At 59.2% G+C, this 20,894-nt stretch carries 18 protein-coding genes and 1 pseudogene; 9 read left to right on the forward strand and 10 right to left on the reverse strand.

The genetic code is table 11. The features are described 5' to 3' along the window. Nucleotides 1-31: 31 nt before the first annotated feature. The 3 genes from O3A94_15065 to O3A94_15075 all read right to left on the reverse strand — a co-directional run bounded on the left by O3A94_15065 (nucleotide 32) and on the right by O3A94_15075 (nucleotide 2,241). Nucleotides 32-388, reverse strand: a complete 357-nt coding sequence (locus O3A94_15065) for a hypothetical protein (GenBank protein MDA1357573.1) — start codon at nucleotides 386-388, stop codon at nucleotides 32-34. A 114-nt stretch (nucleotides 389-502) separates the two neighbouring features. Further along, entirely contained in the window at nucleotides 503-1,372 is an 870-nt protein-coding gene (locus O3A94_15070; protein ID MDA1357574.1) for a TIGR03620 family F420-dependent LLM class oxidoreductase, read from the reverse strand. Nucleotides 1,373-1,416: 44 nt separating this feature from the next. After that, nucleotides 1,417-2,241 carry a phytanoyl-CoA dioxygenase family protein gene (locus O3A94_15075; GenBank protein MDA1357575.1) on the reverse strand — a complete coding sequence of 275 codons (825 nt, stop codon included), beginning with the start codon at nucleotides 2,239-2,241 and terminating at the stop codon, nucleotides 1,417-1,419. Nucleotides 2,242-2,461: 220 nt separating this feature from the next. Here O3A94_15075 and O3A94_15080 point away from each other — a divergent pair, with 220 nt between their 5' ends. Next, nucleotides 2,462-3,265 carry a hypothetical protein gene (locus O3A94_15080; GenBank protein ID MDA1357576.1) on the forward strand — a complete coding sequence of 268 codons (804 nt, stop codon included), beginning with the start codon at nucleotides 2,462-2,464 and terminating at the stop codon, nucleotides 3,263-3,265. Nucleotides 3,266-3,347: 82 nt separating this feature from the next. Here O3A94_15080 and O3A94_15085 read toward each other — a convergent pair whose 3' ends face one another. Further along, nucleotides 3,348-3,617: a hypothetical protein gene (locus O3A94_15085; protein MDA1357577.1), complete on the reverse strand. Its 270-nt coding sequence runs from the start codon at nucleotides 3,615-3,617 to the stop codon at nucleotides 3,348-3,350. A gap of 172 nt (nucleotides 3,618-3,789) precedes the next feature. On the opposite strand from O3A94_15085, the gene O3A94_15090 reads away from it, so the two are divergent. The 3 genes and pseudogenes from O3A94_15090 to O3A94_15100 all read left to right on the forward strand — a co-directional run bounded on the left by O3A94_15090 (nucleotide 3,790) and on the right by O3A94_15100 (nucleotide 6,734). Then, entirely contained in the window at nucleotides 3,790-3,999 is a 210-nt protein-coding gene (locus O3A94_15090; GenBank protein MDA1357578.1) for a hypothetical protein, read from the forward strand. After that, entirely contained in the window at nucleotides 3,999-4,484 is a 486-nt protein-coding gene (locus tag O3A94_15095; GenBank protein ID MDA1357579.1) for a hypothetical protein, read from the forward strand. The genes O3A94_15090 and O3A94_15095 overlap by 1 nt, the downstream gene beginning before the upstream one ends. Nucleotides 4,485-4,637: 153 nt before the next feature. Next, a pseudogene (locus O3A94_15100) lies at nucleotides 4,638-6,734 on the forward strand (penicillin acylase family protein). A 60-nt stretch (nucleotides 6,735-6,794) separates the two neighbouring features. On the opposite strand, the gene puuE reads toward O3A94_15100, so the two are convergent. From puuE to O3A94_15115, 3 genes are read right to left on the reverse strand one after another with little or no spacing between them, the layout of a single operon-like run. Continuing rightward, complete coding sequence (gene puuE / locus O3A94_15105) at nucleotides 6,795-7,706, reverse strand: allantoinase PuuE (GenBank protein ID MDA1357580.1); 912 nt, start codon at nucleotides 7,704-7,706, stop codon at nucleotides 6,795-6,797. Nucleotides 7,707-7,735: 29 nt separating this feature from the next. Next, nucleotides 7,736-9,016 carry a histidinol dehydrogenase gene (hisD, locus tag O3A94_15110; protein MDA1357581.1) on the reverse strand — a complete coding sequence of 427 codons (1,281 nt, stop codon included), beginning with the start codon at nucleotides 9,014-9,016 and terminating at the stop codon, nucleotides 7,736-7,738. A 28-nt stretch (nucleotides 9,017-9,044) separates the two neighbouring features. Then, on the reverse strand, nucleotides 9,045-9,899 hold the full coding sequence (locus O3A94_15115) for an NmrA family NAD(P)-binding protein (protein MDA1357582.1): 855 nt from the start codon (nucleotides 9,897-9,899) through the stop codon (nucleotides 9,045-9,047). Nucleotides 9,900-10,124: 225 nt separating this feature from the next. Here O3A94_15115 and O3A94_15120 point away from each other — a divergent pair, with 225 nt between their 5' ends. Beyond that, entirely contained in the window at nucleotides 10,125-11,912 is a 1,788-nt protein-coding gene (locus O3A94_15120; GenBank protein MDA1357583.1) for an SLC13 family permease, read from the forward strand. Between the two features lie 15 nt (nucleotides 11,913-11,927). Here O3A94_15120 and O3A94_15125 read toward each other — a convergent pair whose 3' ends face one another. Genes O3A94_15125 through O3A94_15135 form a run of 3 tightly spaced genes read right to left on the reverse strand, consistent with a single transcriptional unit; the run spans nucleotide 11,928 to nucleotide 15,473 of the window. Then, nucleotides 11,928-13,307 carry an AMP-binding protein gene (locus O3A94_15125; protein MDA1357584.1) on the reverse strand — a complete coding sequence of 460 codons (1,380 nt, stop codon included), beginning with the start codon at nucleotides 13,305-13,307 and terminating at the stop codon, nucleotides 11,928-11,930. Next, the gene (locus O3A94_15130; GenBank protein MDA1357585.1) at nucleotides 13,297-14,733 is read right to left on the reverse strand and encodes a phenylacetate--CoA ligase family protein; all 1,437 of its coding nucleotides are present in this window, start codon (nucleotides 14,731-14,733) and stop codon (nucleotides 13,297-13,299) included. Before O3A94_15130 ends, O3A94_15125 begins: the two co-directional genes overlap by 11 nt. After that, on the reverse strand, nucleotides 14,730-15,473 hold the full coding sequence (locus O3A94_15135; protein ID MDA1357586.1) for an SDR family NAD(P)-dependent oxidoreductase: 744 nt from the start codon (nucleotides 15,471-15,473) through the stop codon (nucleotides 14,730-14,732). The genes O3A94_15130 and O3A94_15135 overlap by 4 nt, the downstream gene beginning before the upstream one ends. Before the next feature lie 175 nt (nucleotides 15,474-15,648). Here O3A94_15135 and O3A94_15140 point away from each other — a divergent pair, with 175 nt between their 5' ends. The 4 genes from O3A94_15140 to O3A94_15155 all read left to right on the forward strand — a co-directional run bounded on the left by O3A94_15140 (nucleotide 15,649) and on the right by O3A94_15155 (nucleotide 20,881). After that, nucleotides 15,649-17,751, forward strand: a complete 2,103-nt coding sequence (locus O3A94_15140) for a hydantoinase/oxoprolinase family protein (GenBank protein MDA1357587.1) — start codon at nucleotides 15,649-15,651, stop codon at nucleotides 17,749-17,751. Then, nucleotides 17,748-19,502 carry a hydantoinase B/oxoprolinase family protein gene (locus tag O3A94_15145; GenBank protein ID MDA1357588.1) on the forward strand — a complete coding sequence of 585 codons (1,755 nt, stop codon included), beginning with the start codon at nucleotides 17,748-17,750 and terminating at the stop codon, nucleotides 19,500-19,502. Before O3A94_15140 ends, O3A94_15145 begins: the two co-directional genes overlap by 4 nt. Before the next feature lie 212 nt (nucleotides 19,503-19,714). Next, nucleotides 19,715-20,434 carry a haloacid dehalogenase type II gene (locus O3A94_15150; GenBank protein MDA1357589.1) on the forward strand — a complete coding sequence of 240 codons (720 nt, stop codon included), beginning with the start codon at nucleotides 19,715-19,717 and terminating at the stop codon, nucleotides 20,432-20,434. 243 nt (nucleotides 20,435-20,677) lie between these two features. Then, the gene (locus O3A94_15155) at nucleotides 20,678-20,881 is read left to right on the forward strand and encodes a hypothetical protein (protein MDA1357590.1); all 204 of its coding nucleotides are present in this window, start codon (nucleotides 20,678-20,680) and stop codon (nucleotides 20,879-20,881) included. Nucleotides 20,882-20,894: the final 13 nt, after the last annotated feature.

The following is a 20,894-nucleotide window of genomic DNA, read 5'->3' on the forward strand; positions in this document are numbered from 1 at the left end:
TCGGAAACCCGGCCGCTACCGCTCGCCCCGCTCAAATCCGGTGGCCGTCATGAATAATCCGGGCTAGGTCATCGCCTGCTCTGGCGGCAGTGGCCATTTCGCCCGCCATGTCGCCAATTTTTGAATGGCGATTACGCACAACTTCGGGGAGGAAATCGAGAGTTGCGACATATTTCTCTCTCGCGGCCAATTGATCCGAGATCGAGGCTACACGGGCCATGTCGAATACCATCAGCGCCGCCATTATGCCTTGCACGTCGCTGAGGTTCGCAATCATGCCCTGCCATACCGGCTTCGCCGCATGCTTCTTTTCTGCCTGGGCAGTTCCTGCAAGAACCGGCACCAATCCGAACGCCAAGATAATGGCAATAACAACAAGCTTTTTCATCTTACTCCCCCGTTTCTATTCAATAATCGCCCAGAGTATATACCCGACTGGTCTGCTCCGGTTTTCACATTTTGTTGAGCAGCCAACCAAAAGCCGAGCAATAGGGATTGCGGTTTACAGTCCGGCAACCGCCTCAAGCGCGTTCCAATCCACAAATCCGCTGCCGTCTGGATTGAGCGGCTGAACGCAGACATGATTTGCGCCAGCATCAAAATGCGCCTGAAGCCGAGCGCGGATTTCTGTGGCGCTGCCGGAGGCGACCATCGCATCGAGAAAGCGGTCGCTGCCGCGGCCCGACAGTTCCTCCTCAGTAAAGCCGAGACTGAGCCAATTGTTACGATAATTCGGCCACGGCAGATAGAGCGCCAACACCTTCGCCGCGATTTCACGGGCTATTGCCTGGTCTGGCGTGAAGCAGATTTTTTGCTCAACGCAGAGCCATGCATCGGGTCCCAGGATGGCCCTGGCCCTGGCCGTGTGCTCCGGCGTGACAAGATAGGGATGGGCGCCTTTGGTTCGGTCGCGCGAAAGCGCTAACATGTTGGGACCAAGGGCCGCGAGAACGATGTTTTGTTCGGGCACTTTAATGCTGAGCTCAGCAGCCTCCATCGCGTCGAGATAAGCGCGCATGGTGGTCACCGGCTTGCCATAGTTATGGCCGCGAAATCCTTCCACAAGAGGAACATGTGAGACGCCCAACCCCAGAATGAAGCGGTCGCCGTATAATTTATTCAACGTGTTGTGTCCCGCCATTGCGGTGACGGCATCTCGCGCATAAATGTTGGCGATCCCGCTCGCCACGCGCAGGCGATCTGTCTCAGACAGAACGAAGCCTGCGTAGCCGAAGGTCTCGTAACCGACAGCCTCCGGATACCACAGCGTGTCGAAATTCAAGCGCTCTGCGCCCTGTCCTAATTCCGCGATCTCGCCGGTGGAAAGCGCGTCGGGGAAAAACCAGACGCCCAGCCTGCCAATTTCTTTCATTTACTTATCGCCCTTCGTTACATGGTTGGCCCGGCGCTTTGTATCTATTTTACCAGCGCTCGCGGTGGGTGTTTGGCGCCTCGGTAGAGTACAGAAGCCTGCACTTCGACCTTGCGCCGCCAGGCAGCGATCGCTGCTTCGCTCATCTCCGCGTCGGGTCGCGGATCTTCATCAAAATTGTGAAACGCGTCCCGGCCACGCACGAGCATCGCCGATTCTCGCGGCTTCTCCTGAGATGCGTGGGTCGGGACATATTCGATTAAGAAGATGATGCGCCGGTCCGCGGTTTGGTTCGGGCGGGAACTATGGCAAATCGCATTGTTGAAGAACACCATCTCGCCGGCAGCCATCGGCAGGGTCACTGCCTGCGTCGTGTCGAGTTCGGCGGCGATTTGCTGTTCCCGAGTGAGAAGGCTGTCAGTGCCGAATTGCTCGATATGAGGCAATGTCGCGCCTTTGTGGGAACCCGGAATCACGCATAGTGGACCGGCAGCCTCCGAACAATCCGAGAGCGCGACCGCCGCGATTACGACGATCGGTTTGATGTCACAATAGGCCGTGTCCTGATGCCAACCCGCGAATGTTTGAGTCTGAGGCTCCTTAAGGCGTAGCGAGACGCCCCAACACAGGAGGTCAGAGCCCAGCACGTCCACGATCGGGTCAAGTATGCCGGGTAAGCGGATCATCTCGTCGATCCAGGGACAGAGCAGCGACGCGCCTTGGTCGAGCATATGGCGCTGTTCCGGCCAGCGGGCTTCGAAATCCTCCAGCCGTTGGCGGTATGACTTAGCTTGGGCAGCACTCATGACTGGCACGGGAACGTGATAGCCGTCCGTGTGGAAGTTCGCCACTTCCGTATCGCTCAACACATTCGGCAAGGGCACAGTCTCCGCTCGGATTAAAATGCCTGACCATGATCCCCTTTCGAAATTTTTGGCGCAACGGCAAATCGCGTCCGCTTCATGATTACTTCGCCGGAACGGCGGCGAATCATGCTGTTGCGTTAGGCGGGTGGCGAAGGGTGGTGTTACTTTGTCCCATTCTGGGGCATGCAAGTCGAGTTGATGGGCGGCCCGGAAGGCAAGGACTATGAAAAAGACTATCCGGATAGGCGGCGGAGCCGCCCTCGCCCAGCCGATTAAGGATATGGGCTCAGGCGAAGCCGCGCCGCAGTCCGGCAACCAACTGACACAAATCAAAGCGGCTCTCGAGAAAACCGGGCTCGTCATTCTTGCCGCTTTTCATCCCGGGCCGGATGACGACATTCCTATACCCGCCGGAGCGAGCCCGGCGGAAACGCCTATTCCCGCCGGAGCCAGCCGGGCGGAAACGGTTGTTCTCGCCGGCAATGGCGGCGGATCTATGTGGCGGAGTTTTGAATTATCGCGACCGGCCGGCGCGCATCCACTGGATAAATGGAGTACGGAAACCTTCAAACTATTGGCGGCACGTTTTGGCGCGCACCCGGTCTTGCCACATGACGGCCCGCCCTATGCTCCTTTCCAGCGCTGGGCGTTACGGAGCGGCCAGGTTCATCAGTCGCCGATCGGCATTCTCATTCATGCAAAATATGGTTTGTGGCACAGCTATCGCGGCGCCTTTATTTTTGCCCAACGCTTGGCATTGCCGCCAGCAGAAGGTCCAACCTCACCCTGCAGCTCTTGCGAAGAGAAACCGTGTCTCAGCGCTTGCCCGGTGGAAGCATTCCGGCCCGGCTCGTACGATCTGAAGCGCTGTGTTGCCCACGTTGGCGAGATAGAAGGCCAAGATTGCCAGATGTCGGGCTGCCGCGCGCGACGCGCCTGCCCGGTCGGTCGCGAATATGTTTATCTGCCGGCGCAGGCGCAGTTTCACATGGCGGCTTTTTTGAAAACGCATGGAAAGCATTTCTAGGATTGGCGGATAGTGTGACCGCAATCAAGGCTACACGGATAAACCTGACGGCGCGCAGTTGGGGGTGCAGCGCGCGCCAGGATCAGGTCAGACGGTTATATAGATCCCGCACGACCGAGTGTAGCAATTCGGTGCGCACCATCATGAAGGCGTTGGCCGTGTCTTCATTGCCATTGCTCCGATAGGCATTTTCCTGAGCCAAAAGCTCTTGTTCCTCAAGCTTCACGAGGGCGCCCAATACCAAGCCGGGTTCAACCGCTTTCGCCTCTTTCCGCGTTTGGCGGCGAAAGCGCGTCTCGATCTTTTTTTCCAGCGCTTCGACAAGCTGAATTCCAAATTCCGGATCGGACATGATCGGGCTCCTCAGGTTTCCCGCCAGGGAACAAATTGAACGCCATAGAGTAGCTGCCAGATATTAATACAATGTGACGCATGGCAGAAAAGCACCGGATTGAACCGGGCACGGGACGATCCAATCTGATAATCTACTGCTATTCGGATACCCGAACGGAAAGGCGAAGATCATGAAATTTGCCAGGCCACTAGGTTGGACAGTTCTTGTGTGCGGTCTGATCGGAATGATTTATACCTTCTACCATGATGCGATTTGGAACAGATATGATGGCTGGATCAATTTGGGTTGGAAATCGGACCTCGCGGTGGCGCTCGGCGTCGTTGCCATATTCGTCGGCGCCAACCTCCTCATCTTGGCGGCTCGCCAGCGCAATGGCTGATGCGGGATAGTCGCATCTACGGTCACGCTGGCGGCAAAAGTTGGTCGAGGTTTGCCTCCATTTTAGCCGTGCTGCTGGTTCTCGCCGCCTGCACGACGCCGCCCACCACCACCAAGCCGCGGGAGGCGTTCACGCTGCCGGTGCTGACCATGGCGGAATTGCACCGCCTCGTCGATGAGACGATTTCCGCACAGGATGAAGAATCGGCGCAACCGCTCGCCATCGCTCGCGTTCTCTGCGGCGCCAAAGGCTATCACCCAGAAGGCTCAAAATTCGCAAATTGCCGTGCCCGCCTGGTCAAAGCCGTCACGGCGAAACCCGAAGTACTCGCCCAGGCCAAAGCTCTCGCCCGCATCGCCAAGGCGTACGCGGCCGTGCGAGCGCCGAAAAAGCGAAAGCCTGGTGGAATTGTTTCAGGAGCGGGTCGTCCGCCCCCATGTTACGACCTGGCGGCGGCCAAGCTCATCGTTTGCGAAGATGTTTGAGTCTCCACGATTGATTCGATCTCGAGACTGACGATCGCAAAGTTCTCACAAATCCTCAGTCTGGCGGTCGCGGCGACGGTCGGCGGTTGCGCTCTGTTGGCACCGCTGCCACCTGAAAGCGACCTCGACACTCGCCTCGCCGCCTTCCCGACGATGCGTCTGCCGCTCGACGGTGAGGTCGTCATTCACTGGAATGCGCAGCAAGTACCGTTTGTATTCGCGGAAAGTGACGGGGACGCCGCGTTTGCGCTCGGCTTGATACATGCCCATCTCAGGCTGGGCCAAATGGAATTGATGCGCCACATCAGCCAGGGCCGCCTTTCAGAACTGGCTGGCCCGTACACGACCGATATCGACCACTCGCTGAGAATTCTCAATTTTGGCCGGGCGGCGGGCGCCATTGAAGCGGGGTTTCCGCCTGAAACGCGCGATTGGCTGGAGCGTTTTATTGCCGGCATCAATCACTATCAGCGCGAATTGACCGTGCTTCCGCACGAGTATCGCGTGTTCGGCATCGCCCGGCAGCCGTGGAGCATCGCCGACATCATTACCATCGGCAGACTGGCCGCGAGCGATGTGAATTGGCTGATTTGGTTCAGGTTATGGGAACTGCGGACACGTCCCGATTGGCCTGAACTATGGGCGGCTTTGCTGCGCGAGGGCGGCAATGCGATGACCGCCGCGATGGCCGCAGAAGGAAACGAACAGCTCAACCTGATGAGCGATCTGTTGGGCGGCATGAGCCGCTCGGGCAGCAATTCGGTGGCTGTCTCACCGGCGCGCTCGAAGAACGGCCATGCGCTGATCGCGAACGACCCACATCTCGGCTTCATACTCCCCAATTTGTGGATTCTCGCGGGCGTCAAATCGCCGTCTTATCATATGGCGGGGATGATGGTGCCGGGGCTGCCCTTTGTCGCCGTGGGACGGAATCAGGATATCGCGTGGGGTGGCACCAATTTGCGCGCCGCCAGCAGCGATTTTTTCGATGTGTCCAATCTGCCGGCCGCCGACATCATTGCGCGCAAAGAGAAGATCGGCGTGCGCTGGTGGTTCGATGACAACGTCATCATTCGAGACAGCCCTTACGGACCGATTGTCTCCGACTCTCCCCTCCTGGAGAGCGCCGAAGGAGAGGCTATCGCCGTACGTTGGATGGGCCATGAGGCCAGCGATGAATTTACCGCCATGCTGCAAGCCAATCGGGCGAGCAATTGGGAACAGTTCACCTCCGCTTTCGAAAAATTTGCGGTATCGGCGCAAAACATGCTCTACGCCGATGCGAAGGGCAATATCGGCCACCTGATGGCGGCGCAGCTTCCGGCGCGCGACGGCGCCGCGCCACCGCTGGTTCATTCACCGGCAACGGGCGCGCCGGCGTGGGAGCAGATTGTCGGCGTCCGTTCCCTGCCCCTTCGGTTCAATCCCGATGCCGGCTATCTCGTTTCCGCCAACAACCGGCCGGAACCGTCTGATGTGCCGATCGGCTACTTCTTTTCGCCGGAGGACCGGGTGACGCGTCTTACCTCTCTATTGGAGGCGCGCTCGGACATCACGCCGGAGGATTTGCGCGCACTACAAACCGATGTGCTGGAGCCTGCCGCCGCTGCGATCAGCCAAGCCTTCGCCGAAGCCGCCGAGCGCCTCGACCTAGAAAACAACCTAAACCCGGCGGCGCGTGCCGTGTTGAAATCGATCGCCGGGTGGGACGGCAATTACGCCGCCGATGCGGCAGCGCCGGTCGCGTTCGAAGCCACTTTCTACAATTTCTTGCGGCGTTTCTACACGCCCCGCTTCGGTGAAGACGGGATGCGCGCGTTCACCACGGTGGCTGATCTCGGCCGCGCTGTGCCGCGCGATATTATGGAGGCGGACAGCGAGATTCTTATCAAGGCGCTGGCCGGGGCACTTCACGACGCCGTACCAACGGCGGAGAAATTCAAAGCCTGGGGGGACATGCATCATTTGAGACTGCGCCATCCTCTGGGACTGCTTCCCGCCATCGGCGAACGGTTCACCTTCGTTGAATTTCCCAGTGCCGGCTCCCGGCAGACCGTCATGAAAACCAACTATGCGCCAACGGATGAAGCACATCACGCCGGCTATGGCTCGCAAGCGCGTCATATTTCCGACATGTCCGATCCCGACGAGAACTATTTCGTTCTTCTCGGCGGTCAAGACGGGTGGTTTGGCAGTTCTACTTTTATCGATCAGGTCGGGCATGTGGCGCGCCGGGGAATATATCCGCATACCGTTGCGCCCGGAGAGCGTGCGCAAGGAATTTTCAAGGCGCATGATTTTGAAGCCCAACTAGAGCGCCGGCGGGAAATTCGCTTTCCAGTGCCGCGCAATATCACTCCCCCGGCAAAGCCACACCCCTTCATGCCCCTGCACGTACTCGACGAACTTCTTCAGCGCCCCAAACCGCCCAGGCCGCCCGACCAAGCGGCAATGCAGTCCGATGTTCATCAGCCGGGGCGCTTGGGCGCCTTCGTCGTAGAGCACGTCAAAACTATCGCGCAAATAAGCGAAGAACGGCTCCCCCCAATTGAATCCGGGCGTGGTGGTGAATCGGTGATCGTTGATATCGGCCGTATAGGGAATGACGAGCTGCTGCTTGCCGCCTTCGGCCAGCCAATAGGGTAGTTCGTCGGCATAGCTGTCTTGGCTGTATTCGAAACCGCCCTCTTCGGCGATGAGGCGGAGGGTGTTTTCGCTGCGCCGGCCGAGGAAATGGCCGAGCGGGCGGGCGCCCGTCACCTCGGTGTGCAACTCGATGGTTTTTCGGATGTGCTCGCGTTCCACCGCTTCGGCCATGCCATGGTGATCGATCCAGCGATAGCCATGGCTGGCGATTTCCCAATCTGCCTCTTGCATGGCGGCGACGGCGTCCGGATTTCTCGACAGTGCCATGGCGACGCCGAAAACGGTGATCGGCACTTTATGCTTAGTGAACAGGCGATGCAGGCGCCAGAAGCCGACGCGGCTGCCGTATTCATATTGCGATTCGACGGGGAGGTAGCGCTCGCCCTCGCGCGACGGCACGAAGCCGAATTCTGTCAGCAGAGACTCCGAGCCGGCATCGCCGTGCAGGATGTTGTTCTCGGCGCCCTCTTCATAATTGATCACGAATTGGACCGCGATGCGCGCGCCGTTCGGCCATTTGGGACGCGGTGGATTGCGCCCATATCCCACCATGTCGCGCGGATAAATATCGCTCACGTCGCGTTCCTTCCGGCGGTTACAACCTGCTATTCGTTGGCGCCTGCATAGCGCGCGAAGCGGACATCGCAGGTGATGCCGTGCGCCAACATGCCCTCGACCTCGCATTGGCGCGCCAGCACCGGCGCGATGGCGCGGCTGGCCGCCGGCTTGAGGCGCTGGTAGGTCACGGTTTTGATGAATTTTCCAACCCACAGCCCGCCGGTGTAGCGCGATGCGCCGCTGGTCGGCAGCGTGTGGTTGGTGCCGATGCCTTTATCGCCGTAGGCAACGGTTGCCTCTTCGCCGACGAACAGGCTGCCGTAATTTTTCAGGCGGGCGAGATATTCGTCATCATGGGCGGTCATCAGTTCAAGATGTTCGGGCGCATATTCATCGCTGAGACGGATCGCCTCGTCGATATCCGCAACCACGGTGATTTCGCCGTGATCGCGCCACGCCGGCGCGGCGACTTCCCGGGTCGGCAGGGTTTTCAATTGGTCCTCGACATGGGCCAGAACCGCTTCGCCGATCGACCGCGAAGTAGTGACAAGCCATGCCGGGCTATCGGGGCCGTGCTCTGCTTGGCCGAGCAAATCGGTCGCGATCAATTCGGGGTCGGCGGTGTCATCGGCGATGATGAGAATTTCCGTTGGGCCGGCAAGCAGGTCTATGCCCACGGTGCCGTAAAGTTGACGCTTGGCTTCGGCGACATAGGCGTTTCCCGGCCCGGTGATCAAATCAACCGCGCGCATGCCGACGCAGCCATAGGCCATCGCCGCCATCGCCTGAATGCCGCCCAGCGCGTAGATCTCATCGGCGCCGGCTTTGTGCAGCGCGTAGAGCGTCGGCGGGTACATCTCCTTGCCGTCACGCGGCGGGGCGCAGCCGATGATGTGTTCAACACCTGCGGTGCGGGCCACGCCGACGCTCATGCTCGCCGCCGCCACCAGCGGATATTTCCCCCCCGGGATGTAACAGCCGACATTGGTGACGGGGATCTGTTTTTGCCCAAGCGTAATGCCGGGTTCGGTTTCGCACTCAAATTCGGTGAGGGTTTCGAGCTGGCGCTTAGCGAACTGCGTGATTTGGCGATGGCAAAATTCGAAATCTTCCTTAAACGTCTCCGGCAGCGACGATTCGGCGGCGGCAATCTGATCCTCGGTTACGCGAAATTCGCCGCCCTGCCACTTGTCCAGTTCCGCCGCATAGCGCGACACCGCGGCATCGCCGTTTTCCTTGATATCGGCCAGCATGCGGCGCGCGGTCTCCTCGACCGCACTGATATCCTGCGCTTTCTTGGGCGGGGCTTTCTTGATGTATTCGGCCATGTTTCGCTCTTCGCTTTGCGGTTCGGGGTCAGGTGAAGGTAGCGGTATTGTCGCGCGCGAAAACTTCAAAACTGCGCGCCGGCCGGCCAACGACCCGGTTGACCACATCGGTGACGGGCGCACCAAAGCCGTCGATAAACATTTGATCGATTTCGATCAATGCGTCGGCCAATGCCGGCGCCAGTCCGGCGTCAACCAGGGCTTTATGCGACGCAGCCATGGTAACCGATTCAAAACGCACGGTTTTGTTTAAAACACGCGACAGTATTTCCGCGCATTCACGGTAGGAATAGGCGCGCGGCCCGGTGATCTCGTAAGTTTGCTCTTCATGGCCATCCTCAATCAGCGCCGCTACCGTGACCGCGGCGACGTCCACGACATCGACCAGCGCCACACGCGATTCGCCGAGCGCCGCATAAAACACGCCGTCTTTCTTGATAAAAGGCGCGAAACGGCCAAAATTTTGCATGAAGGCGTTCGGCCATAAATTGGTGTAGGCAAAGCCTTCGCGCTCAATGCGCTGTTCAATCTCACCATGCCAGCGTCGAATCATCGTTGGCGCATCGGGCGCCGAGCCGATAGCCGACATTTTGACAATATGGGTGATGCCGGCGCGTTTGGCGGCGGCGACGGCATTCAGCTCAAGCGACACCATTTTCTCGGCGAACGCGCAGAGAAGAGAAAGCCGCGTTATCCCGTCAAAGGCCGCAGCCAGGGTGTCGGGCGCGGCAAAATCACCGGCCACATAGTCCAGATCCGGCCCCAATATTGTTTTGGCGCGGGCGATATCGCGCGTCATGACGCGGAACGGCACGCCCTTTTCAAGTAGTTGTCGAACAGTTTCCCGCCCTGTGGTTCCGGTTGCCCCGGTCAGTAATATCATCTCACGCTCCCCACCCGATATCGGCAAAGACTTGCCGTTTAATTCTATCGGTATTCATTCGCGTGATTGCAGCGCTTCGCACCGCATCTGTCCAGCAGGAATGACGTTTGGTTCCGAATTTATTCAATATTTTCATGTTTTTGCGCATCGTCGCAGCAAGTCGGAAAGGGTATGATCGCAAGCGAACAGGCAACCGCACCGCCATGAGCTAACAGGTCTTATCGCATGTCGTTCGACCAAATTTCCATTCTGGCCGTTATCGGCGGAATTCTCGTCCTCTTCATCTGGGGACGCTGGCGCTATGACTTGATCGCCTTCACGGCGCTTCTCGTGGCGGTGGTGCTCGGCCTTGTGGAGCCGATCGAGGCATTTTCCGGCTTCGGTCATCCCGCCGTCGTCACCGTGGCCGCCGTGCTTATCATCAGCCGCGCGCTCTCCAACTCGGGCCTGATCGATATGTTGGCCAAAGGCTTAGACCCGGCGGCGGAGCGTGGCGAATCGCTTCATATCGGCTTCATCGGCAGTATCTCGGCTTTGCTCTCGGCCTTTATCAACAATGTCGGGGCGCTCGCCCTTTTGATGCCGGTGGCGTTGAAATCTGCGGCCAAAGCCAAGCGGACGCCTGGATTCATTCTCATGCCGCTGGCTTTCGCCTCAATTTTGGGCGGCACCATCACCCTGATCGGGACGCCGCCCAACATCATCATCGCGAATTACCGGGCCGAATATGGCGGCGAAGCGTTTTCCATGTTCGATTTCACCCCGGTGGGCGCTGTCGTGACGCTTGCCGGCCTGATTTTCGTCGCTTTTTTGGGCTGGCGGCTGATCCCCGCGGCTCGGCGCGCCAAGGCCGGCGGAGAATCGCTGTTTGAAATTGAAGCCTATGTCACCGAGTTGCGCGTCCCCGAGGAGTCCATCCTGGTGGGAAAGGGGCGGAGCCAGGTCGAAACCGAGTTCGAGAAACTTGAGGTCGAGTTTGTCGGGCTTATTCGCAAACAACAGCGTATTCACAGCGCCACGTGGCGGGGCCGCATATCGGCCGGCGATATCCTTGTATTGGAAGCGGCGCCGGAGGGCATCGACAAGGTGGTGAACGCCTTCGGCCTGGAATTGGTCGGCTCCGGCGCCGAAGTTAGCGACGACCTGAAATCCGATGATCTGGCCCTGGTGGAAGCCGTCGTCTCGCCCGCTGGCATGATCGAAAACAGAACCGCCAGCGGCGTACGCCTGCGCGGACGCTTCGGAATCAATCTATTGGCCGTCTCGCGCCAAGGGCAGCCCCTGCGGACCCGCCTGCATACGATGCGCCTGAGGGCCGGCGATGTCCTTTTGCTCCAGGGGCCGGTCGACCAAATGCCGACGATTTTGAACGACATCGGATGCCTGCCGTTGGCCGAGCGCGGCTTGCGCATCGGCCGGCCGGAGCGCGCCTGGCTTTCTCTCGCTGTGTTCGTTGCCGCCATTATCTTTATGTCGCTCGGCCTGGTGGCGGCGCCGATCGCGCTCAGCCTTGCGGCGATGGCGATGCTGTTCCTCAATGTGGCGTCGCTGCGCGAAGCCTATGACAGCATCAACTGGCCGGTGATCGTCCTGCTGGGCGCGATGATTCCTATCGGCGGGGCGCTGGAAAGCACCGGCGCCACCGATCTCATCACGGAATCAATTCTGGGTATCGGCAACGGCCTCTCGCCGGTTGTGGTGCTGACCATTCTGCTGATCGTCACCATGACGCTGTCGGACATCGTCAACAATGCGGCAACCGCGGTTATCATGGCGCCGATTGCAGTGGGTCTAGCGGATCGCCTCGAGGTCAACCCCGATGCCTTCCTGATGGCGGTGGCGGTTGGCGCATCCTGTGCCTTTCTCACGCCCATCGGCCACCAGAACAACACCCTGATTCTCGGTCCAGGCGGCTATCGCTTTGGCGACTATTGGCGCATGGGCCTGCCGCTGGAAATTCTCATCGTCGCGGTCTCGATCCCCATGATTTTGTGGGTTTGGCCGCTTGGTTGAGCGCGGCGCGCGGGGCTATGGCTCGCTCTCATCTTTGTAATCCTCAAACTTTCCGCCGGCGCTGCGCGGAATTTCGTCGTGATAGCTGAAGGAAACGGCAAAGGGATGGCGGAAGCGCTCGCGCAATATCTCGGTTAATCTCAGCTCTTCCGATGCGTTCATTCTCCTTGTCGCCACCAGTTTCATCTCCAGCGCTTCGCTGGCGCGGCGGACGATCTGAAACTGGCGGATTGCGTCAAATCCCATGACGAGATGTAAAAAATTAACATAAAACTGATCGCCATTGGGCAGCCTGACCATGCTGCGCGCGCGTCCCATGATTCGGCTTAAGACGGGCAAAGTTCGTCCACAAGGACAGCTTCCGACTTCCGCGTAGTCACCGACCGCATAGCGCATCAGGGGCATGGCAAAGTTATGCAATGGCGTGGTGACGATCTGGCCCACTTCGCCCAGTGCACAAGGCCTGCCGGCAGCATCCAACACTTCGACAAACACTGATTCGGATTGAATGTGTAGATTTTCGCTTTCCGGACATTGCAAAGCGATATAGCCAATCTCGGCGCTGCTATAGATATCCACCACGGGAACATCTAGAGCATCGCGGCACACTTTCCGAACTTCAGGGCGCAACAGGTCGGCCATGGTATGCACCAATTTCAAGCGAGGAAAGCGGAGCTTGTGGCGCTCACAATGTATGGCGATCGCTTGAATGTTTGCCGGATAGGTTAGGATGTAATCAGGATCATAGCGTTGCAGCCATTCGACTTGATCTTGAATCCGCGTGCCAATGTTCAGCACGGCGCTCGGCCCGGTGGCGAATGCCAGCGCCGCCATGCCGCCCCAATCCTTATAGACATTTCCATCTGGATACGCGGCTTGGTCTCCCGCCAGCGGGCGAATACTTGCCAATTTCATATTCGGATCACGGTGCCACAGATGGTCGCGCACGGTAAACGCGTTCCAGAAAGCTTCGGTCAGTTCGGTCTTGATCACCTTGATCGGCATGCCGGTCGACCCCGATGTGAAGACCGAACCGCTCTTTCCGTGCGATGGCGGTATTTCTTCACTGAGAAGATCGTCGCCGAGCCGTTGAACCTCGGCGCGTGTGAGAATCGGAACGCGCTGGCGGTATTCTTCCAGCGTGATGGCATGATCAAAATCGATGCCCCACTCGTGGCGTCGGGCACGGTAATACGGCACGGTTTCAACTGCGTGGCGAAACAGGAGGTTTATCTGCCGGAACTGCAAGTGCAGCAAATCCTCGGCGGGTAGCCATTGGCTGTGCTCCAATTGATAGAGCAGGGCCAAAATGTTGGTTGCATGGCGGGCAGGCAGGCCAGGCCACGCCATGCCGACAAGGGCGGAACGGACCTGCGGCGGCCGCCTATCCGCCATTGCCGCTTTCCTCGCTATACACGTCGCGGAAATCGTGGAACTTGCCACTTGCGCTGCGCGGCAATTCGTCGTGATAGCTGATTTCTACACGGAAGGGATATTGGAACCGTTCCTGCAGCTCACGCTCCAACAACGCCGCTTCGCTTGCCGTCAACTCACGCGCAACCACCAACTTTACGTCGAGGCTTTCGCGTTCCTGCCGACGAACCTGAAACTGCTGGACCATTGGCAATTCGCTCAGGAGGTCCTGGAAATTGGGAAAAATTTGGGCGCCGCTCGGCAGTGACATCACGGAGCGCGTGCGCCCGATGATTCGCTTGAGTGCGGGCAGGCCACGCCCGCACGCACATTCACCAACTTCGGCCAAATCGCCGCTGGCATAACGGAGGAGCGGCATAGCGAAATTATGTAATGGCGTGGCGATCACTTGACCTACCTCGCCCGGGACACAAGCTTCTCCCTTTTCATTCAAGATTTCGATATACATCGTTTCCGACTGAAGGTGATAATTCTCGCTCTCCGGACATTGCAGGGCGATGTAGCCGGCTTCGGCTGAACTATAAATATCCACCACCGGCACACCCCACGCCTGCTTGCAGGCGGCACGCGCTTCAGGACGCAGCAAATCAGAGAATGTGATGACCTGGCGCAGGGCGGGAAATTCAATCTGCTCGCGAATGCAATGTTGCGCCAAAGCTTGCGCGTTGCCGGCAAAGGTAAACAGATAATCCGGTTGCATGCGCAGCAGCCATTCAACCTGCTCATGGGTTTTAGTGGTCATGTGAAGCATACAGCTCGGGCCGGTTGCGAAGGTCTGGGACGCGAAATTGCCCCAATTTTTATATAGGTCACCGTGCGGATAACCGGTGTGCTTCCCTTCGATGATTTTGATAATAGCGAGCTTTTTCCGCATATCCCGGTGCCACAAGATTTCGCGTAGCGTCACTGCCTGCCACAACATCTCCGCCAAGCCAGTCTTTAACGTCTTCAAGGGACGCCCGGTTGAGCCGGACGTGAACGTATCGCCAATTTTACCGTGCGCCTCCGGGACCTGGCCGCTGTGAAATTCGGCGCCGCCTTGTTGCACTTCGGCGCGCGTTAGAATTGGCAAGCTGGCGGTGAATGATTCGGGCGTGAGTTTCCAATTCGCGTCGATGCCCCAGGCTTGGCGATTCCTGCGGTAATAGGGAACAGTGTTGAGGGCGTGTTGCACGACGTGCGCCAGTTGGCTGAATTGGTGCAGGCGCAATTGTTCCGGGCTCCACCACTGGCTTTGCTCCAACTGATAGAGCAGCGCCAACAGCTGACCGCCATGTTGCGTGGCGAGGCCCGGCCAGGCGAGTCCGGGCAGCGACGCGTGCGCCGTGGCGGGAAACTCAGAATACGGGCCTTTGCGGTGCGACCCCGCCATGTTTGGAGCGCTCACGTAAGGGGCCTGCCGCCATCCACCGGAATAATACAGCCATTCGAGAATTTTAAACTCGTGGCAATCGCGAGCGCGGCCTGGGCGACATCTTCGGGCTTTGCCAAGCGTTGCAACGGTGTGCGCAGGGACTGCTCGTCCCACCACGCTTGGTCCAGGCCGGTTACAAAATCGGTCTCTGCCAATCCCGGTGACAGCGAAACCACGCGAATGCGTGGCGCCAACGCCCGGGCCAATGACATGGTCATGGTGTTCATCGCTGCCTTGGAGGCGCAATAGGCGATATTGCTGCCCATCGCGGTGGCGCCGGCGATGGAAGAAATATTGATGACCAATCCACCAGTACCGGCGTCGAGCAAAGGGCGAAAAGCGCGGACGCAGGCAAAGGCGCCGCGCCAATTGGTCCGGAAAATCTCATCGATCAGATCATCGTCGAGACCGTCGAGATCGTCATGTGCGACGAAACGCGTGATGCCGGCATTATTGATCAGAATGTCTAGGCGGCCATATTCGGATTCTATCTCCTCAGCCAACGAAGCCAGGCGACCGCTATTTTCGACGGGTGCCTCTTTGGCTGAATGGCCACTGCCCTCTAACGTTCCGGCCAGAGTCTCAGCAGCGGCGGCGCTTTCACGGTAGCCGACGATCAGGCGCGCGCCATGGCTGGCGAATTTGTGGCACATGGCGCGCCCCAGCCCGCCAGCGCCGCCGGTGATGAACACCACGTGATTCTTTAGATCCATCGCGCTCGACATCCCTTTCACAGTTCCGCTCAGAATTCCGCAAATAGTTTGTATTTTTTTGCGTCTTAGCACGCACTCCCTTTGAGCGCATCCGGGTGACAAAGCGACTCGACGGCGGGATGGCTAATCAGCCATATTGCCGCCAACCAATAGATTCATTCATGGAAATTATAGCATGCTGCAGCAACAAGATTTAACCGCCCGTATCGGAGTGGATATCGGCGGCACCTTCACAGACGTGGTGCTGGAAAAAGGTCAGATGCGCCATACCGCCAAAGTTTTGACCACGCCGCGCGCACCCGAAGAGGGCGTGGCGGCAGGCATCCGCGGTGTGCTGGCCGATTCCGGCGTCACGCCGGATGACGTATCCCTCATCATTCACGGCACAACGCTCGCGACCAACGCCCTGATCGAGCGCAAAGGCGTGACCACCGCGCTGGTGACGACGGAAGGTTTCCGTGACAGCGTGGAAATGGGATCGGAAAGCCGTTTTGAGCAATATGACATCAACATGGAAAAGCCGCTGCCGCTGGTCCCCCGGCGGCGGCGCTTTGTTGTCGCCGAACGGCTAAACGCTGCCGGAGAGGTCATCTTGGCGCTCGACGAGGCGGCGGTCAAAGCCCTTGCGGAGCCGCTGAAGGAACTTCTCGTCGAGAGTATCGCTATCGGCTTTTTGCATAGTTACGTAAATCCGGTGCACGAGCGCCGCGCGCATGAAATTCTTTCCGCTGCCCTCCCAGACGTGACCTTCACCCTGTCGAGCGCCGTGGCACCGGAAATGCGCGAATATGAGCGCTTCTCGACGGCCTGCGCCAATGCTTATGTGCAGCCGATCATGGCGCGATATCTGCGTCGGCTGGAATCCGGACTAAAGAAACAAGGCTTTGGTTGCCCGCTCTTCGTCATGCTTTCGGGCGGCGGCGTCGCGGATATTGAAACCGGCATCCGGTTTCCCATCCGCCTGGTCGAATCGGGACCGGTAGGCGGCGCCATATTTTCCAGCTACACCGCTGCCGAGTGCGGTCTATCGCAAGTACTTTCGTTCGACATGGGCGGGACCACGGCCAAGATCTGTGTGATCAACGATTCAAAGCCGCATGCCGAGCGCTCCTTCGAGGTCGCGCGAGCGCACCGGTTTTTGAAAGGAAGCGGGCTGCCGCTCAGAATCCCAGTAATTCAGATGGTGGAAATCGGCGCCGGCGGCGGCTCGCTAGCACATGTCGATGCGCTCGGGCGCATTACCGTCGGCCCCGAAAGTGCGGGCGCGGAGCCCGGCCCGGCGTGCTACGGCCGGGGCGGCGAAGCCCCCGCCGTGACCGATGCGGACGTCGCTCTTGGGCGAATTGATCCAGAAGCCTTCGCCGGCGGCCGGCTCACTCTCGACGCGAAATTGGCCGACGCCGCGCTTACGCGCGATGTCGGCGCCGCCTTGTCGCTCGCACCCGATATGGCAGCGCTCGGCATCAGCGAGATGGTGGACGAAAACATGGCAAGCGCGGCGCGGGTGCACGCCATTGAGATCGGCGCGTCGCTCTCGGGGCGCACCATGATCGCGTTTGGCGGCGCCGCGCCTTTGCATGCAGCGCGCCTGGCGGAAAAGCTTGATATTGACCGGGTGCTCATTCCGACCAACGCGGCGGTCGGTTCGGCGGTCGGATTTCTCCGCGCGCCGGTGGCCTATCAGGTGGTGCGTAGCGCCTACCAGAAAATCAGCGGCTTCGACGCGGAAGCCGCCAATGAAGTGCTCACTGCCATGCAGGCCGAGGCCTTGGAAGTGGTGCGGCGCGGTGCGCCCGGTGCCGATACGACTGAAAAGCGAACCGCTTTCATGCGCTATCTCGGCCAAGGTCACGAGGTGGCGGTGGAATTGCCGGCGCGCGACTGGGAATCGGGCGATGGAACTTTCATCCGCCGGGCGTTCGAAGCGGCCTATGAAAAAACTTATGGCCGCATCATTGCCAATCTCGACCTGGAACTGGTGAGTTGGGTGGTTGAAGTCAGCGCGGTTACCGACGCGCCAGGGCTGGCCGGCGCAGTGAGCGAAAAGCCGGCGCCTGCGCCCTATGCCAGCCGCCGCTTGCTCGATGCCGGCACCGGCCAGTATGTCGAGGCGCCGGCCTATCGGCGCGACGACCTGCAACCCGGCAGCCGCGTGAGTGGGCCCGCCATTATTGTCGAGGATGACACGTCAACGGTGGTCAGCCCAACATTCGACGCCACGATGAATGCGCTGGGTTATATTGTACTGGAACGTAAAAACAGGGAGCTGTCGTCATGAGCGGGGAAGCCGGCGCGCTCAAGCGCATTCGAAGCCAGATTATGTGGAACCGGCTGATTTCGGTCGTCGAGGAGCAGGCACAAACACTATTGCGCACCGCCTTCAGCACCACCGTGCGCGAGGCCGGCGATCTTTCCGCCGGCGTTTTCGACGTCGAGGGGCGGATGCTTGCCCAGGCCGTCACCGGCACACCGGGTCACGTCAATTCCATGGCCATCGCGGTCAAACATTTCCTCGACAAATACCCGATGGCAGAGATGCGCGAAGGCGATGCCTATATCACCAACGACCCATGGCTGACCTGCGGCCATTTGCACGACCTCACGGTTGTGACGCCAGTGTTCAAAGACGGCCGGCCGGTCGGCTCCTTCGCCAGCACCGCCCATGTGGTCGACATCGGCGGGCGCGGCTTCGGCCCCGACGGGCGCGCCGTGTTCGAAGAAGGGCTCTATATCCCGATCATGCCGCTGGTACGCGCTGGGGTGATCAACGAAGACCTGATGGAGATGGTGCGCTGGAATGTGCGCGAGCCGCTCCAGGTGGAGGGCGATATTCTCTCGCTGATCTCCTGCAATCACGCAGGTGCCCGCAGGCTTCTCGGTATGATGACCGAGTTTTCGCTGGAGTCTCTGGACGACCTTGCTGACGACATTCTCACGCGGTCGCGTGACGCCGCGCTGGCCGGCATCCGTAAACTGCCCGCCGGCACCTATCACAACCGCCTCACCATGGACGGCTATGATGAGCCCGTCGAACTGGTCGCCGCCATGACGATCAGCGAAAACGGCGTACATGTGGATTTTGCTGGCTCTTCGCCGGTCAGTAATTACGGCATCAATGTCGTGCTCAACTACACGATCGCCTATACCAGCTTCGGCGTGAAATGCATCGTTGCCAAAGACGTCCCCAACAATGCTGGCTCGCTTTCGACCATCACGGTGAGCGCTCCGGAGGGTTCGATCCTAAACGCGCCACGCCCCTGGCCGGTGGCGTCGCGTCATATCATCGGCCACCTGTTGCCCGACACTGTGTTTGGCTGCCTGCATCAGGCGGCGCCGAATCAGGTGCCGGCGGAGGGTGCGTCTTCGCTCTGGATCGTGCAATTGCGCGGCGGTGCCGGGGCCCTCGACAGGGATTCACGGCAAAATGCCATGGTCGAGACTCCACCGTTCGAAGTCGCACTTTTCAACTCTGGCGGCGCCGGAGCACGGCCTGCGCTCGACGGTCTCTCAACCACGGCCTTTCCGAGCGGCGTACGAACCATGCCGGTGGAAGCGACCGAAACAGTTGCTCCGATAATCGTCTGGCGCAAGGAGATGGCCGAGGATTCTGGCGGCGCTGGGAGCGAGCGCGGCGGACTCGGGCAGGAGATGGAGATCGGCGGCGCTAACGGCGTGCCGTTCAGCGTACTGGCGCAGTTTGAGCGCGTGGACCATCCCGCACGCGGGCGCGAAGGCGGTGGCAACGGCGCCGCAGGAAAAGTCGGACTGGCCTCGGGGAACTCACTGCGCTCCAAGGGCCAGCAGAGCATCCCGCCGCACGACCGTTTACAATTGACGCTTCCCGGCGGCGCCGGTTACGGCGACCCCTTCAAGCGCGACCCGGAACGGGTCGAAGAGGATGTGCGCGACGGCTTGGTGAGCATTGCGCGTGCCAAGCAGGATTACGGCGTACAAATCTCACCTGACGGTGGGCTCGATGTAAAAAGCAGCGATAGGCTGCGCGCCAAGCAGGGCGCGGCGCACGACTGAGAGATCACGCTGCCGAGTAAAGCGCCTAGCCCCGCGGCAATACGCCGGGGAAAAATTTGATGACCGGGTGATCCCGAGCGATCAGTGCGAGACATATCGACATTCTCAATGTCTTCGCCCGCCTGGTAAATTCATGGAGAAAGCATCGATGGATGTGAAGCATGTTTGTCACTTGCCGGCTTGGCATCGATAGCAGGGAAAGGTCTGGCGCGATGGACGAAATAGAAACACTTGCCCGCGAGACCAAAGTACTGGTTTTCGACCTGTACGGGACCATTGTCGATATGCAGAAGGGCCTCACCGAGGCGGCCACGCCATTCCTGAAGAAAAAGGGGTGGGCGGGAGAGCCACATCGCTTTGTCACTTGGTGGCGGCGCGCGCATTTCGAGAATTCGATGATCGATGCGCTTTGTGACCGAGGTCATACGCCGTATCGGCAAATCGGCCACCGCGCCGTGTCCTACGTCATGGACCGATGCGAAATCTTGTACTCACAGGACGACGTTCGCTGGCTGGTTGGCCAGATCGAGGTGCTGAAACCGTTTCCCGAAACCGTCGAAGCATTGGGGGTTCTGCGTGAAGGCGGCTTCAAGCTGGCGATTTTATCCAATGGCGACCGCGATATGTTGGAAGCCGCGAAGCCTCATATCGGATTCGCGTTCGATCAACTTATCTCCGTCCAGGAGGCAGGTTATTTTAAACCTCACTGGAAGACCTATGAATCGGCGGAAGTGCTGGTCGCTGAAGAACGCTCCAGCTGCTTGTTTGTTGCCAGCCATGTGTTCGACTGCATTGGCGCCAAATCATATGGCATGCGGACAGCCTTTATTGATCGGCACAAACGCCCATTTGTCGAAACCCCTCATCAGGCCGATATGGTCGTAGCAGACCTGGCGGAACTTGCGGCCTCATTGACTGCTGCTTCTGAATAGAATTAGGCCTGTTTTCCCGTGCCGGTAAGGTAAGTTTCCCAATACGCCCGAAATAATGAAATGTTAACCATATCAGTGACATAAGTACGGAGGCGGATGCTCCCTTCGCGGCCAATTGCTGCCGTATTCGTCATTGGTTACTAGAAATGCTAATCTATTGGATGGTTGGGCGAACATATCGAGAAAATGTCGCTCTGAGGGAACCATAAAATATAGATACAGGCGTGGCGGTGAGACAGTGTAATGAGGCGCGACTACCTGAAAGGCGGTAACGCATCGCGGGGTGAATCCCTGACGCTCGCGACGTCTTTTTCCGGCGTTGCTTCGAGCGGACCGATTGAGACCCTCATACCGGTCGACCCGATGTTCGATCAGCAGTGGCATCTGCTCAATACCGGTGCAAGCGGCGGAACGCCGGGCATCGACATCAACGTTACCGATGTATGAGACGACTATACCG

This window comes from Pseudomonadota bacterium, from assembly GCA_027624955.1.
GTDB lineage: Bacteria > Pseudomonadota > Alphaproteobacteria > UBA828 > UBA828 > PTKB01.

Coding starts and splice junctions, on each gene's coding strand:
- O3A94_15065 (MDA1357573.1), bottom strand. CDS start 388: ATGAAAAAGCTTGTTGTTATTGCCATTATCTTGGCGTTCGGATTGGTG.
- O3A94_15070 (MDA1357574.1), bottom strand. CDS start 1,372: ATGAAAGAAATTGGCAGGCTGGGCGTCTGGTTTTTCCCCGACGCGCTT.
- O3A94_15080 (MDA1357576.1), top strand. CDS start 2,462: ATGAAAAAGACTATCCGGATAGGCGGCGGAGCCGCCCTCGCCCAGCCG.
- O3A94_15085 (MDA1357577.1), bottom strand. CDS start 3,617: ATGTCCGATCCGGAATTTGGAATTCAGCTTGTCGAAGCGCTGGAAAAA.
- O3A94_15090 (MDA1357578.1), top strand. CDS start 3,790: ATGAAATTTGCCAGGCCACTAGGTTGGACAGTTCTTGTGTGCGGTCTG.
- O3A94_15095 (MDA1357579.1), top strand. CDS start 3,999: ATGCGGGATAGTCGCATCTACGGTCACGCTGGCGGCAAAAGTTGGTCG.
- hisD (MDA1357581.1), bottom strand. CDS start 9,016: ATGGCCGAATACATCAAGAAAGCCCCGCCCAAGAAAGCGCAGGATATC.
- O3A94_15115 (MDA1357582.1), bottom strand. CDS start 9,899: ATGATATTACTGACCGGGGCAACCGGAACCACAGGGCGGGAAACTGTT.
- O3A94_15120 (MDA1357583.1), top strand. CDS start 10,125: ATGTCGTTCGACCAAATTTCCATTCTGGCCGTTATCGGCGGAATTCTC.
- O3A94_15125 (MDA1357584.1), bottom strand. CDS start 13,307: ATGGCGGATAGGCGGCCGCCGCAGGTCCGTTCCGCCCTTGTCGGCATG.
- O3A94_15135 (MDA1357586.1), bottom strand. CDS start 15,473: ATGGATCTAAAGAATCACGTGGTGTTCATCACCGGCGGCGCTGGCGGG.
- O3A94_15140 (MDA1357587.1), top strand. CDS start 15,649: ATGCTGCAGCAACAAGATTTAACCGCCCGTATCGGAGTGGATATCGGC.
- O3A94_15145 (MDA1357588.1), top strand. CDS start 17,748: ATGAGCGGGGAAGCCGGCGCGCTCAAGCGCATTCGAAGCCAGATTATG.
- O3A94_15150 (MDA1357589.1), top strand. CDS start 19,715: ATGGACGAAATAGAAACACTTGCCCGCGAGACCAAAGTACTGGTTTTC.
- O3A94_15155 (MDA1357590.1), top strand. CDS start 20,678: ATGAGGCGCGACTACCTGAAAGGCGGTAACGCATCGCGGGGTGAATCC.